The following is a 14,094-nucleotide window of genomic DNA, read 5'->3' on the forward strand; positions in this document are numbered from 1 at the left end:
TCATGTTCATCATTATAAAGATTCATTTTATTAATATCAAATTCCTTTGTATACTGTGAGTACATCATAAACAATGGAGGGTTGAACGTGAGTTACCGCACGCGAGCAAATATGATGATGGTTGGTGTAAATGTATTTTGGGGCATGTCGTACGTGTTTATGAAAATGGGGCTGGGTTCGCTCGGGTCATTTACTATCATTGCACTCAGATGTTTAATTGCTTTTTTGATTGCCGGACTGTTTTTCTATAAGCCTTTACTACATATCACGCGCAAAACGATTTTATCATCAGCTATTTTAGGCTTTTTACTATTTTCCGTTTTTTCGTTTGTCACGTTTGGCGTCAGCATGACGTCTGCTTCAAATGCCGGATTTCTTGTCAGTTTAACGGTCATTTTTGTTCCGTTGCTCAACTGTTTGTTAGTAAAGAAGCTTCCTTCTTGGCCGATTGGACTTGGAGTTATTGTTACCCTAACCGGTATAGGTGTGTTAACTTTAAAGCACTCCTTTCATATGAATACTGGTGATGTACTTTGCATCGGAACGGCGCTATGTTATGCCATTCATATTACCTTGACCGGCACGTTTACGAAAAATGAAAATCCAATTGCACTCGGCATTTTACAGCTAGGGTTTGCTGGATTATTTGCACTGACTTGCAGCTTTTTATTTGAACACCCCAGCATTCCAACTACGTTATCATCATGGATTGCGATTTTAGGTCTTGGCGTTCTTTGCAGCGCGATTGGATTCATTTGTCAAGCCATTGCGCTGCGCTACACAACTCCTACTCACACAGGACTTATTTTTGCAACAGAGCCTATTTTTGCTGCGCTGTTTGCCGTTCTCTTTTTGCATGAGCTGTTTACGCTTAAAGACCTTGTTGGTTCTATTATTGTGATTGCGGGGATTTTAATTGCTCAATTAGACGATTTGCTATTTAAAAAAAGAGTTCATTACCAAGAGACTTTGCCAAAGTAAAAGCCGCTAGATAAGAACCTAGCGGCTTTTGTTATGAAGCTAAGATATAAGATTTCTTATAGCAGCCCCAACACTATTTCCACTTTTCTTTTAATAGATGCTAGTATTTTTCAGACTACCTTGCTATTCTATATAAAAAAGTACGTCTAGGTGAACGACTGTGAAGCTTATTAAACGAATACTTTCAACTATTATTTCATCGATATGCGGCGGTGTGGTTTGCATCGAAATATTTGAATTAAATTCCCTTGGCTATACAAGTATAGTAGATTATTTATCGACTTTGCTTATTGGTGTGTATCTTACCGCTCCATTTATTATTATAGTAGGCATCCCTTGTTCAATAGCTATAGCAAACATCATGAAATACATAGCTTCATTTAAAATATTAATTGAACTAATCCTATATCTTCTTTTCGGTATCGTGGGAGCACTCGCCGTATTAACTTTATTTTTGCTAAGTGACGGAATATCGGCTTTTAGTCTCTTTCCGCGAATCCTTATTGTAACGTTGAGCTGCTCATTGCCGTTTGGGTTATCTTCTATACTCATAAACAAGCTATCTAAAAAGACGGTCTATTATACATAGACCGTCTTTTTAGATGCTTTGCTACAGACACATCGCTATCGTTCATTACACTAACCGATATGATTTTGCATAAAGGCTAAGCTTATACCTCATATGTATAAAACTTTTTATCTACGTTCATCACTGGGAAATTTGCAGGCAGCTTTTCTTTTTCTATATGTTGAAATCCATTTTTCTCATAAAATCGATGCGCAGCCCTATATTGTAACGTCGTTCCTAAGTATATTCTTTCCACTTCCCTCTCTTTTGCCCACGCGATGGCTGTATGCAATAAACGGTGAGCTGTTTTGAAGGTGGCTCCTCTATAAGGTTTGGCTACAAACATTTTCCGTAGCGCTACTTGACGGTGTCCAATGTCTATTAAAGCTACGCTTCCTACTGCTTTTTCGTTGCAAACAGCAACCCAAAAGTTTCCGTTGCCCTGTTGATAAAAGCTTTCGATTTTAAATAAATCGGGCTGATCTTTCTCCGTTATTGGAATGTGATATTCTTGCTGCTGAATAGGAAGAATTAAGTCCACTACTTCTTGTTGATACTTACTAGCATATGGCTGAATGATGATACTTTCACTCAAAACCTCCACCGCCTCTAATCAGTTTACTCCACCTTATTTTTGACTGTTTTTAATACTGCACAACCTATGTTCATTATAAAACCAATTACGGCACCTGCAAGAATCGATATCACACCTACAGCGATAAAATCGCCTTTAGTCGGCTGAAATAAATTCATGGAAAGCAGACCAAACATAAAAAGCATTGGAATAAGATAACTCAGCATCTTTTTCAACTTAGCACCTCATTTCCTTATTTCTATAAACCCTGTAACCATTTTATCGTATATTAATTTCCTATTTATTACAATCTTTATCTTCTTTCATGTTTTTATCAAAGAAATGAAAAAAAGTGCCTGCCTCTCGTTCCTTAGTAATTGAGAGACGGGCACTTTTTTATAAAACATGACTCGTTGCTTGTAAAAAGAACTGAGACTGTTCGTAGTTATATGTCACTTTTGAAAAGTCAAACGGCTGGCCGTTCGCTAAATGAAAAAGTGTTTCAATAAATAATTTAGGATCGCCTTCTTTTAATCCTAAGTACTTTGCTTCTTCTTCGTTCAGCTTGCCGACGTGAAGATATAGATCAGAAAACCCGATTTTTAAGCCAAGGCCTTCTTTAATGTAATGAAAAATAGACTGAGAAACAATTTCGTTATTTAAGTACGTAACGATGGACTTATTATAAAACGATTCTTCCAGACAAAGCGTCTGGCCGTTAATATACCGTACTCTTTTTACATAATAGACGTCGCTATTTTCTTCTATGTTTAAATTTAACGCCGCTTCTTGCGTCGGTTTCCGTACATCTAGCTCAATTACTTCCGACGTTAACTGAAAATCTTCAAGTTCACTTGTAAATCCTTGATTGGAAAGCAAGCCAATATATCCTTTTCGTTTATGACGACGGACAAAAATGCCGCTTCCTCTTACTTGAAAAACAACGCCTTTTTTCTCTAATAGATCTAAGGCCTTTGTTACCGTACTTTTACTCGCCTCAAATTGTGCCATCAGCGTTTCTAATACCGGCAGCTTGTCTCCTTGCTGAAGCTTGTGTTCTTCAATATAGGTTTCAATTTCAATTGCAATTTGTTGGTATTTGATCATAGCTATACCTCTTTACTGAATTTGTCTCAAGAATAACACGATTATACCATAATCTAACTCCATCCCATAAACTTAAATTATTTATTGATTATTATTTTATTTGGGTATTGATAAATTGTATCGGTACAATTATACTGAAAGCGTATACTCAACAAGGGGGTTGAACATATGGGAGGGAAAATTAGAGATTATCACAAGCTTGCAGCAGATATTTTAGATGCAGTAGGTGACGAAGAAAATATCGTAAGCGCTACACGCTGTGCTACGAGGCTGCGAATTGTATTAAAGCGCTCGAAGCCAGAAGCCAAACGTAAGGTGTCTTCTATGGCTGGTGTCATTACGGTTGTTGAAAACAGCGGGCAGTTTCAAGTCGTTATTGGACAGCACGTAGGAGACGTTTATGAAGAATTTGCTAGTTTAGTAAATTTGGATACAGCAGAGGAGCAAACTGAAAACAAAGGCACGATTTTAAACCGTGTGATTGCTACAATGTCCGCTGTGTTTGCACCATTTGTATATATCTTAGCAGCGGCAGGAATTTTACAGGGGTCGTTAATCTTAATTAATTTGTTTTCGGATAGCTTTGCCAAAACGGGCACCTATCAAGTATTAAGCTTTATTTCGTGGGCACCGTTTGTTTTTTTACCTATCTTTATTGCCATCACAGCATCCAAGCATTTTAAAACCAACACCTACATCGCAGTGGCGTGCTGTGCCGCATTAGTCAGTCCAACATGGGCAGAAATGGCGGCCAAAATTGCCGATGGAAGCAGCATTTCGTTTTTAGGTCTTCCCTTATCCGAAACGATCTATACTTCTTCTGTTTTACCGCCTTTATTTTTAGTATGGATTTTGTCTTACCTTGAAAGGTTCCTAAACAAGAGCATTCATGAAGTGGTTAGACCGCTGTTTGTTCCGTTTTTATGTATGGTGATTATGGTTCCTATAACGATTTTACTCATTGGTCCCGTTACAACGATGGGAGCTAACGGAATCGCTCACGGCTATAACTTTTTAGCTGAAAACGTACCTGCCTTAGCTGGAGCAATCATTGGTGGCTTCTGGCAAATTGTTGTCATCTTTGGAGTACATTGGGGAATTACGCCGATGGTGCTTGCAAACTTTGATTTAAACGGCAGAGATTCATTTCAAGCGTATCAAACAATTGCCGTAGTAGCTCAAGTTGGAGCGGTGCTTGGGGTTATTTTAAAAGCAAAAAGCCAAGAAGCACGTAAAGTAAGCGTATCAGCCGGAATAACAGGATTATTTGGTATTACAGAGCCAGCTATCTACGGCGTAAACTTACGTTTTAAAAAGCCGTTTATCTTTGGATGCGTTTCAGGTGCTATTGGTGCCGTTGTAGCAAGTTTCTTTCACCCATATTACTTTGCTTACGCAGGATTGCCTGGACCGTTGACCATTGTAAACGGCATCAGCCAAGACTATCCGATGTCAATCTGGGGAATTTTAATTGGATGTGCTATTGCGATTATTCTTCCAGTTGTGCTTATTCAAGTATTCGGCTACGGAGAAGACGCAGCAAAAGAAGCTGCTGCTGCTGCTCCTTTAAACGAAGTAGCTGTCAGCAACCCGAACGAAAATGAAGAAACGATCAGCGCACCGTTTAGTGGGAAAGTTATCCCACTTTCTAGCGTACCGGACGAAGTATTCAGCTCAGGTGCGATGGGAGAAGGATTAGCGATTGATCCTTCAGATAACAAGCTTTATGCACCTTTTGACGGAACGGTAGTCATGGTAGCGCCAACAAAGCATGCTATCGGCCTTCGTTCAGAATACGGCGTTGAGCTGCTTGTTCATATTGGATTAGATACCGTTACGTTAGACGGCAAGCCGTTTACCCTGCACGTAGAAGACGGTGTAAAGTTTAAAAAAGGCGATTTACTAATTGAATTTGATAAAGAATTTATTGAAACACAAGGGTTACAAACGATTACACCGGTTATTATCACAAATTCAAACGCTTACCGAGAAGTAATCGTTGAAGATGTTGAAAATAGCGGACTAAATCAAACATTATTTACCGTAGTGAAATAAGGAGGAACTAACAATGACAAAAATGCCAAAAGATTTTTTATGGGGCGGCGCATTAGCAGCTCATCAATTTGAAGGTGGATGGAACCAAGGTGGAAAAGGACCGAGCGTAGTAGACGTTATGACTGCAGGTGCGCACGGTGTACCGCGACAAATCACTGAAACAGTGGAAGATGATAAATTTTATCCAAATCACGAAGCGATTGATTTTTATCACCGCTACAAAGAAGATATCGCACTGTTTGCAGAAATGGGCTTAAAATGTTTGCGAACGTCTATCGGCTGGAGCCGTATTTTCCCTAAAGGCGATGAAGCTGAGCCAAACAAAGAAGGACTAAAATTTTACGACGATGTATTTGATGAACTGTTAAAGCACGGGATTGAACCGGTTATTACGCTGTCTCACTTTGAAATGCCTCTGCATTTAGCTCGAGAATACGGCGGATTTAGAAGCCGAAAAGTGGTAGATTGCTTTGTGAAATTCGCTGAAGTTTGTTTCGACCGCTACAAAGACAAAGTCACGTACTGGATGACGTTTAATGAAATCAACAATAAAATGGACGTAAACAATCCTCTATTTCTATGGACGAACTCAGGCGTTTCTGTAAAGCCTGGTGAAAATGCAAAAGAAGTGATGTATCAAGCGGGACATCATGAACTTTTAGCAAGCGCTCTTGCCGTATCAAAAGGAAAAGAAATTAATCCAGATTTCCAAATCGGAGCAATGGTGTCACATGTGCCAATTTATCCGTATTCTTCAAACCCTGAAGACGTGATGTTAGCAGAAGAAACAATGAGACAGCGCTACTTCTTCCCTGACGTTCAAGTTCGCGGCTATTACCCGAGCTACGCGTTAAAAGAATTCGAACGAGAAGGCTATCACATTCCGTTTGAAGAAGGTGACGAAGAAATTTTACGAGACGGAAAAGTAGATTATTTAGGCTTCAGCTATTACATGTCCACAACGGTTAAAAGCGACGTTGAAGCTGATAATACGGGTGATATCGTAAACGGCGGATTGCCAAACGGCGTACCAAACCCTTATATCAAATCAAGCGATTGGGGCTGGTCGATCGATCCAACGGGCTTGCGCTATACGTTAAATCGTTTCTACGACCGCTATCAAATTCCGCTATTCATTGTAGAAAACGGATTTGGCGCCATCGATACGGTTGAAGCAGACGGTTCCATTCATGACGCATCGCGAATTGAATATTTAAAATCGCACATCGAAGCGTTAGAAAAGGCCGTAACGTACGATGGTGTTGATTTAATGGGCTACACGCCGTGGGGAATTATTGATATTGTTTCCTTTACAACAGGCGAAATGAAAAAACGATACGGGATGATTTATGTCGACCGTGACAACGAAGGAAACGGATCGATGGAGCGCTACAAAAAAGATTCTTTTGACTGGTATAAACATGTGATTGAAACAAACGGTGAAGAACTGTAAGAAATCAGAAAAGCCGGGTTCCTGCGTGAAGACACAGGAAACCGGCTTTTTTAAATGTAAAAATAAATGCAAATACGTTATCTCGGTTTATCTACTAGCTGCGTTTGCGCAATTTCTGTTTGCTTAATTCCCGCTCGTTGAATTTCATCCGCAAACGATTCATGCTTCAGCGTTTTAATTACCTTTTCGCTTCCATCTCGAAGAGTATACACTCTAAATTCATACATACTCTGCCCTCTCCTTTAAGCTATGATTGATGCGATACATTAGATGCGGTCCTATTAAAAGCAACTCATAATAGAGATAACTTTTTCTCTTCTTTACTTTACCCACTTTTTGGGAAACTAGACAAAGAGATTTGCTCTGACGCGATAAAAGACACACAAAAAGCCTTTGCGGCAAGCAAAGGCTAATATCTATCTCATGAGTTATTGTTCAAAGATGGTTCCTTTTTTGAACTTTGACTGTTTAAAAGCAAATTTCGTTAAAAGAATATACGCAACTCCTGCGACTACTACTCCTATAATCCAGCCTAAATCAACTTCAATAAACGCAGCACCTGCACCGATGAGCATCGCAAGCAAAGCGCATGGATTGTAGCCGGAAAATGGCCCTTTTTCTTGATACAATTCCTCTACATTCACTTTTTGCTTCCGTAAAATATAGTAATCGACTAGTAAAATAGAAACAATCGGCCCTAAAAAAGCAGAGTAAATCAAAATGAACAAACCAAGACCTGCAGCTGATGAATCTTGAACAAGCACCCAAGGGAACGAGCAAAAGGCAAGCAGCCCGGTAATCGTAACCGCTACTTTATAGTTTGCTTTTGTCAGCAGCGTAATGACATACGTAGGCGGAATAATGTTTGCCACCATGTTTACGGCAATCACGCCAATCACAATAAATGCTGATACAGCAACAGTGATATACGAATTATCGACTACAACCGCGAACGCTTTAACTGGATTGGAAATACCCGTAGCAGAAGCAAGCATTGCTCCGATTGTCAGAACGAATCCGTAGGCTACTAGAATCGGTGTAAAGTATAAAAATCCGCGCTTCTTGTCGCTAATGCCTGGCTTTAGCTCTCTGGAGTAATCGGCTGCGCTTAGAAAAATCGCCGCATAATTACCCATAAACATCATAATGAAAGAAAAGAACGGAAGTCCCCACGAACCTTTTGTATGTACCCACTTCTCCCCTACTACTTCACTATGAGACGTTAAAAGAACACCAAATACATACACAAGACCAAGCAATATAATGATTGACGCAAGCATCTCTACCCATTTAACCGCGTGGAAGCTGTACAGCGAAAGAACAATTTGCAGCAGTTGAATGATAATAAAACAAAGAACAAGATTGTCAAAAGACCCTTTGCTCACAATTTTACCAATTTCGTTTAAAGCTGTACCGCCTGTCCAGCTTTGGAAACCATACCAAATGATAGCTGGAATACCTCGTAAAAGAGACGAGATGACGGATCCTTTTATTCCAAAAGACATTCGAAGCTGCATCACATACGGTATACCCGTCTTATAGCCAATTCGATCGTTTAACACAAAAAAAGTAGAAATAATACCAATGGCAATAATGGCTGCCACAAACGTTTGAAAAAGATTTAATACCGCTGTACCCGCAATTACTAAGCTCGCACCAAGCGTCATATTTCCTAAATTAACGCCGTCTCCAATCCACATAAACATATAGGACAGCGGTGTTAGCTTTCGATCACTTTCCGCTTTTGGCTTTAGTGACGGATCAAGACCCCTATCTTGATGAGAATGTACCTCTTCTATAACGGTACTTGTTGCATTTGTAGACACTATACACTCAACTCCTTTTTTATGGTGATTCCACGCCCTAACCTAACATCAAATGTAAGTTAACTTAACATGTACATAGTGTATACGAATTGCAGTGTAAGTTCATCATTATTTATGTGAATTTTCTGATATTAATTTGTGCAACTTGACTAATTGTTGACCTCAGTTCGTAACAAACAAAAGTTGATAATAAAAAATCCAAGCGCTTACAATAAGCGCTTGGATGAGTCACTCAGTATTTATTTTTCACAGGCAATGTAGTCTTTATCTCGATCTAGCTTTGTATTGGCATCATACAGTGCTTTTGATACGTACGGTTTGTACTTTGTTTTGCCGCCTTTATTCTTTACATTAGCCGCACGAGCTACGCCGCCTTTGTAGTCTTTGTTTAATTCGGTACAGTTTTTGTAAGATTTAGCTGCCGCATCTACGTTTGAAACCATGCCAAAAGATACGCTTGTTAATAAACCGAAAGATAGAACAATTGGAAAAATCTTTTTCATAAGAGATACTTCCTTCCTATATTTTGTCTCATTAATAATAGAATGTTCTATCAATCTTTTCAATCTTTTTTTTTTACATTTAAACTACTATTATCCATTTTTTATTTATGAGTAACTTTAAGAGCCTTGACCGCTTGTTTAGCCGCTTCTGCAATCAGTTTATCATGATACTCCGCATCTTTTTCCGTACGATCGGAAAGGATCGCAAGAACAATTGGATCTCCGTTTGGCGGCCAAAGAATGGCAATATCATTTCGCGTCGCGTAGGAGCCTGCGCCTGTCTTATCGGCTACTTCCCAGCTTTTTGGCACGCCCGCTCGTATCAAGGCATCCCCTGTCGTATTTCGTTTCATCCAATCCGTTAAAAGTGCACGTTTGTCTTCAGGAAGTGCCTGTCCAAGTACATACGTTTGAAGGCTTGCAGCAAGTGCTCTTGGTGTACTTGTATCGTGGGTTTCTCCTGGATTCACTTCATTTAAATCGGGCTCAAACCGCTCAGGCAGCGTTACATCGTCTCCTATGTTTTCTAAAGCTTCTTTAAATCCGTCCGGTCCGCCCAGCTGCTGCAGAATTAAATTCCCTGCCGTATTGTCGCTGTAGCGAAGCGATGCATCCGCGAGTTCTTTAAGAGTCATGCCTGTATCCACGTGTTTTTCTGTAATAGGGTTATAGTTCACAAGGTCATCGCGCGTATAAAAGATTCGCTCGTTGAGATCTTCAATTGATTTCTGCTGTAAAAGTGCACCGACAGCAAGCGCTTTATGAGTAGACGTATAAGCAAAACGCTCGTCCGGGTGATACGTTACCGTTTTATTTGTACCGGTATCTAATGCATAAATGCCAAGATTCGCATCATATTTTTCTTCAAGCTTAGCAAACTCTCGATCACTTTTAGTTTCTTGTTTTTGACACTTCACCGTTTCAGCCTGTACTCCGCTGCTTGAAAAGCCTACAACCGCCGCGCATGATAGAGCCAGTGCAGGCATCATTTTTTTAAGCTTTGAAGTGTAAAACATCTCTTTCCATCTCTTCATTACCTTTCAACACCTTTCCAAAAAGTATTTAGTATGTAGTCTCTTAGGTAGAGGTTACCAACAATTCTATTTTATCAATTGTTTACTCTCACAAACATGATAGTTTTATCACATTTATATAATAAAGTACCCGATAATGAAGAATAACTAGCATACCACCTATTAATAAATTTAAAATACCGGCGGCGTAACGGAAAATAAAATAACGGCTTTCTCATCAAACGGATTGTCCCATTTGTGCTTAAGATGCGAAGGGATTTTGACGCTATCTTCTTTTTCTAGCACGTATACTTCCTCGTCCAAATACACTTTAATTTTTCCTTCTAAAACGTATGCCACTTCCTCCCCTTTATGCGCTAAAGGAGTTTCAGATGAAGACATCATGGGAGGGACTTCCATAATCGCCGTAGCTAGATTTCCAGTAAAATCTGGTGATACTAGCGAATACGTTAACTCTTTTACCTTCATCGTTTTACGCTCGTTTGACCGTACGACTAAATGAGAGGTATTTATGTCTTCAAGCAAAAAGCTAAAAGTAGGCACGTCGAGGCATTTAGCTAAAATCTTAAGCGTTGAAATAGACGGATTAGCTAACCCTCGTTCAATTTGACTTAGCATAGACGGCGTGACATCCGCTAATTTTGCTAATTCACGACTGCTTAGTCCCTTTTCTTTTCGAAATTTCTCTACTTTTTTTCCAATATCTATGTTTTCCATGATGATTCCTCCGTAAAAGATGTTTAATTATATTTAATTTTATTAAATTAAACTTAATAAACTGAGTTAAGTGTGTTAAATTATATTTAATAAATAAAGTATATTTTAATTTTATCACAGCGAGGAGGAAGAAAAAAATGAATGACATCTTGACCTTTTTGGTTCTTACATTGTTTGTTATTATGAGCCCTGGTATCGATACCGCCCTTATCACGAAACGAACGATGGCAGACGGACAAACGGGCGGCTATAAAATGGCATTAGGCTTAGCGAGCGGCTCTTTAGTTCATACGCTCGCCGCCACGTTTGGCTTATCGGCTCTTCTCCTTCAGTCAGCTTTGGCATTTGAAATCGTAAAATACGCAGGAGCCATTTACTTAATGTACTTAGGCATCTCGGCCTTCCTTTCTAAAAAAAGCAATGCATCTTCTTCTGTAAAAGAGGAAAAGTCAAAAGAAACATCCGCTTTTCGTCAAGGCCTTGTCTCAAATGTACTTAATCCAAAAGTAGCCGTGTTTTTCTTAACTTTTTTACCTCAATTTGTTCAAAGCGATCAAAACGTAACGCTTCAATTGCTTCTTATGGGAATAACGTATACGATCCTGGCTATCACGTGGTTTTTCGTATTCGTCTTTTTTATTAACTATTTACGAAAATGGCTTACAACACCTAGCGTGCAGCGCTTTATGGATAAAGCAACGGGCGTCGTGTTAATCGGGTTTGGATTAAAGCTCGCTTTTGAAAAACATAAATAACAAAAATAAGTTAGTTGAAGAAAGTTCCGAACGAGTTTGATTTTTGATGGAGAATCAAACTCGTTCGGATTTTTTTATTAATAGGGTAAATGCAGGTGCTTCTAGCCGTTGATTGAAGGGCAAGGCGAAGACTCCTGCAGGAAAAGCGGAATAGATGAGCCCCCGCAGGAGCGCAAGCGACGAGGAGGCTCATCGGCCGTCTGCGGAAAGCGAAGTCTTGCACGGAAATCAACAGACGTGTAACAAGCAATTCATACTCAATCATTTATCTCAATTGTTGTTTATGCACGTCAGGTTCATAGAGATAGACTTTAAGATCAAGTCTTCCATCCGAAGAAACGAGTATTCCTTCCGCTTCGAGTGAAAGTTTTTGGACAACATGCATTTCTTCATCTTTAAATCCAATTTCTCCTTTGGAATTGATGACTCGGTGCCAAGGAAGATTATGTTTCTTACTCATTGAGTGCAGTACTCGTACAACTTGTCTTGCACCTCGAGGGCTTCCAGCCAGGCGGGCAATTTGTCCGTATGTCATGACTTTCCCATGAGGAATTTGTTTAATAAGTGCTACTGTTCGCTCTGTAAAACTCATGCTGCCCCTCCTTTTATTCTTTAGTACAACATTACCATAATTAATAAACAGTGAAGTAATCACTCGATTTTTCTTCAGCAACATTATAAGATAATACATAAGAAGTACGCTCATCATTGTGCAACATTCTTCAGGTAAATGCTTGTATTTCCTATTCTTCAACTAGCAAATCTTTGCGCGAGTGGCAGCTTATCCCTTATTTATGACACTGTGATTATAAAAACGTTACAGAAATCAACACAGCAAAGTACGTAGAAGCGTTACGTGATAAGATAAACAGTAGATACTAGTACAATTTCAAATTGATGCTGACGAATAAGTAATCATTTAAAAAGTGGTGAGAAAATGACAAAATGGCTTAGTGTAAAAGAATTATCTGAAGAAACGAGTATTCCTACTTCAACTATCAGAAGATACATAGATAAATTCGAAGATTTCTTTATACAAAAAGAAGATCATCGACCAAAACAATATGAAGCTGCAGCTGCGACCGTTTTACTGAAAATTAAGCAGCTTTATGATGAAGGCTGTCAAGCAGAAGAAATCAATGAAGCGCTGCAAAAAGAATTCTCTTTGACTACAAGCGAGGATCAAGCTGCCGTGTCTCTAGACGAAGACAAAGAGGACACAGAGAACACAGCAGAAGCCGATGACCAGCCCGAAGCCGATGACCAGCAGCCGACACCTCCCGAACAGCCGGTACAGCCTTCACCCCAACAAGAGCCTGATACAAAACAAATTCTTCAGGAAAAAGATAAGCAGCTTATTCAATCTTTGCGTAAAAGTCTGCGTGAACAGCAGGCCATTTCAGAATTAGTAGAAGCTTCAAAAGAAAGCAGCGTAGTAGGTAAAAAGAGATCGATTTTAAAACGGTTATTCAAACGAAAAAAGGACTAAGCTTGTATACGAGCCTAGGTTAAAAAACACCTTTATTTCTGGTCATGGAATTTATGTAAAACAAAGTTTCTAAACTGTTTAACAGCCGGCGATAGATATCTTCCTTCAATCCATGCTAGTCCAATTACTCGGTGGCAGTTGGCTTTAGCTAATGGGATTTTCACTATTTTGCTTTGATCTATTCCGTGTAAATCTGGAAGGATAGAAATTCCTAAGCCGGCTCCTACTAGTCCTGCTACGGTATCAGCTTCCTCTCCTTCAAACATGATGTGAGGCATTCTTCCTGACTCTTCAAATAACTGCTCAAACGTAAGACGAAGAGAAAAGCCTTCTTTTAAGTGAATAAATGATTCCTCAGCAATTTCTTCTAGTGCAATACATTCACGATCAGCATACCGGTGATTTTTCGGTACGATTACAAACAGCTCTTCACTCCAAAGATGCTGCCATTTAATGAACGATTTCTCTTCCATCGGCGCAATCAAACAAAGATCCAGTTCGCCGAGCTCCAGCTGTTCAAGGAGCACGTGCGAAGGACTTTGCCTCAGTTGAAAATTCACCTTAGGATATAAACTGCGAAACGAAGCGATTAAATCTGGAATCAAATCCGTGCTGAGCGTATGTAAAAATCCAAGTGACACCTGCCCTTTTTCAGGATCTAGCAGCGCTTGAATTTCCTCTTGTCCTTTATCAAATTCTTTCATTATGTTATCTACACGCTTTAAAAAAACTTTACCATATTGATTTAATATAATGGAACGTCCTTGCCGGTCAAATAGCGGTGCTCCTACTTCCTCTTCAAAACGAGCGATTGAACGACTGAGCGCAGGCTGCGTAATTAACAGCTCTTCTGCTGCGCGCGTCATATGCTGCGTACGTGCTAGCGTTTGAAAATATTTAAACTGCTGCCATTCCACTTTGTACCATCTCCTTATCAAGCGGCTCTACTCATTACATAGATGTATGAAAAATATGATTATAATGAATTATACATTATAAATAGCAGGTGTTACGATAAAAAATGGAAACATA

17 protein-coding genes are annotated in these 14,094 nt (G+C 39.4%); 7 read left to right on the forward strand and 10 right to left on the reverse strand.

Annotated features, from left to right (window positions below; genetic code table 11):
- Positions 1–87: 87 nt before the first annotated feature.
- Both CEQ83_RS16410 and CEQ83_RS16415 read left to right on the forward strand, forming a co-directional pair.
- Positions 88–981 (forward strand): DMT family transporter, encoded by an 894-nt coding sequence (locus CEQ83_RS16410; RefSeq protein ID WP_098112404.1) that lies wholly within the window; start codon positions 88–90, stop codon positions 979–981.
- Positions 982–1,141: 160 nt separating this feature from the next.
- On the forward strand, positions 1,142–1,570 hold the full coding sequence (locus tag CEQ83_RS16415; RefSeq protein WP_141483523.1) for a hypothetical protein: 429 nt from the start codon (positions 1,142–1,144) through the stop codon (positions 1,568–1,570).
- Between the two features lie 82 nt (positions 1,571–1,652).
- Here CEQ83_RS16415 and CEQ83_RS16420 read toward each other — a convergent pair whose 3' ends face one another.
- From CEQ83_RS16420 to CEQ83_RS16430, 3 genes are all read right to left on the reverse strand, one after another.
- On the reverse strand, positions 1,653–2,144 hold the full coding sequence (locus CEQ83_RS16420) for a GNAT family N-acetyltransferase (protein ID WP_098112406.1): 492 nt from the start codon (positions 2,142–2,144) through the stop codon (positions 1,653–1,655).
- A gap of 23 nt (positions 2,145–2,167) precedes the next feature.
- Entirely contained in the window at positions 2,168–2,350 is a 183-nt protein-coding gene (locus CEQ83_RS16425; protein WP_223546684.1) for a hypothetical protein, read from the reverse strand.
- A 169-nt stretch (positions 2,351–2,519) separates the two neighbouring features.
- Positions 2,520–3,230: a GntR family transcriptional regulator gene (locus CEQ83_RS16430; protein WP_014459154.1), complete on the reverse strand. Its 711-nt coding sequence runs from the start codon at positions 3,228–3,230 to the stop codon at positions 2,520–2,522.
- 168 nt (positions 3,231–3,398) lie between these two features.
- On the opposite strand from CEQ83_RS16430, the gene CEQ83_RS16435 reads away from it, so the two are divergent.
- Positions 3,399–5,285 carry a beta-glucoside-specific PTS transporter subunit IIABC gene (locus CEQ83_RS16435; RefSeq protein ID WP_098112407.1) on the forward strand — a complete coding sequence of 629 codons (1,887 nt, stop codon included), beginning with the start codon at positions 3,399–3,401 and terminating at the stop codon, positions 5,283–5,285.
- 13 nt (positions 5,286–5,298) lie between these two features.
- On the forward strand, positions 5,299–6,738 hold the full coding sequence (bglA, locus tag CEQ83_RS16440) for a 6-phospho-beta-glucosidase BglA (protein WP_155017407.1): 1,440 nt from the start codon (positions 5,299–5,301) through the stop codon (positions 6,736–6,738).
- 77 nt (positions 6,739–6,815) lie between these two features.
- Here bglA and CEQ83_RS27150 read toward each other — a convergent pair whose 3' ends face one another.
- The 5 genes from CEQ83_RS27150 to CEQ83_RS16460 form a co-directional block, all read right to left on the reverse strand.
- On the reverse strand, positions 6,816–6,965 hold the full coding sequence (locus tag CEQ83_RS27150) for a hypothetical protein (RefSeq protein ID WP_013058052.1): 150 nt from the start codon (positions 6,963–6,965) through the stop codon (positions 6,816–6,818).
- Between the two features lie 201 nt (positions 6,966–7,166).
- Positions 7,167–8,564 (reverse strand): NCS1 family transporter, encoded by a 1,398-nt coding sequence (locus tag CEQ83_RS16445; protein WP_098112409.1) that lies wholly within the window; start codon positions 8,562–8,564, stop codon positions 7,167–7,169.
- 239 nt (positions 8,565–8,803) lie between these two features.
- Entirely contained in the window at positions 8,804–9,067 is a 264-nt protein-coding gene (locus tag CEQ83_RS16450) for an excalibur calcium-binding domain-containing protein (RefSeq protein WP_028414580.1), read from the reverse strand.
- Positions 9,068–9,168: 101 nt separating this feature from the next.
- Positions 9,169–10,101 (reverse strand): class A beta-lactamase, encoded by a 933-nt coding sequence (gene bla, locus CEQ83_RS16455; protein ID WP_028414581.1) that lies wholly within the window; start codon positions 10,099–10,101, stop codon positions 9,169–9,171.
- Between the two features lie 171 nt (positions 10,102–10,272).
- Positions 10,273–10,818, reverse strand: a complete 546-nt coding sequence (locus tag CEQ83_RS16460; RefSeq protein ID WP_028414582.1) for a helix-turn-helix domain-containing protein — start codon at positions 10,816–10,818, stop codon at positions 10,273–10,275.
- A gap of 137 nt (positions 10,819–10,955) precedes the next feature.
- Here CEQ83_RS16460 and CEQ83_RS16465 point away from each other — a divergent pair, with 137 nt between their 5' ends.
- Positions 10,956–11,573, forward strand: a complete 618-nt coding sequence (locus CEQ83_RS16465; RefSeq protein ID WP_028414583.1) for a LysE family translocator — start codon at positions 10,956–10,958, stop codon at positions 11,571–11,573.
- A 108-nt stretch (positions 11,574–11,681) separates the two neighbouring features.
- A complete protein-coding gene (locus CEQ83_RS27645; protein ID WP_260503756.1) occupies positions 11,682–11,816 on the forward strand; it encodes a hypothetical protein in 135 nt (44 codons plus the stop codon).
- Positions 11,817–11,838: 22 nt separating this feature from the next.
- Here CEQ83_RS27645 and CEQ83_RS16470 read toward each other — a convergent pair whose 3' ends face one another.
- Complete coding sequence (locus tag CEQ83_RS16470) at positions 11,839–12,165, reverse strand: MGMT family protein (RefSeq protein WP_028414584.1); 327 nt, start codon at positions 12,163–12,165, stop codon at positions 11,839–11,841.
- A gap of 345 nt (positions 12,166–12,510) precedes the next feature.
- Between CEQ83_RS16470 and CEQ83_RS16475 the strand changes: the two genes are divergently transcribed.
- On the forward strand, positions 12,511–13,062 hold the full coding sequence (locus CEQ83_RS16475) for a MerR family transcriptional regulator (protein ID WP_028414585.1): 552 nt from the start codon (positions 12,511–12,513) through the stop codon (positions 13,060–13,062).
- A gap of 32 nt (positions 13,063–13,094) precedes the next feature.
- Here the strand turns inward: CEQ83_RS16475 and CEQ83_RS16480 are convergent, their stop codons facing one another.
- Entirely contained in the window at positions 13,095–13,979 is an 885-nt protein-coding gene (locus CEQ83_RS16480; protein ID WP_028414586.1) for a LysR family transcriptional regulator, read from the reverse strand.
- Between the last annotated feature and the right edge of the window lie 115 nt (positions 13,980–14,094).

The sequence above is a fragment of the Priestia megaterium genome, from assembly GCF_009497655.1.
Taxonomy (GTDB): Bacteria; Bacillota; Bacilli; order Bacillales; family Bacillaceae_H; genus Priestia; species Priestia zanthoxyli.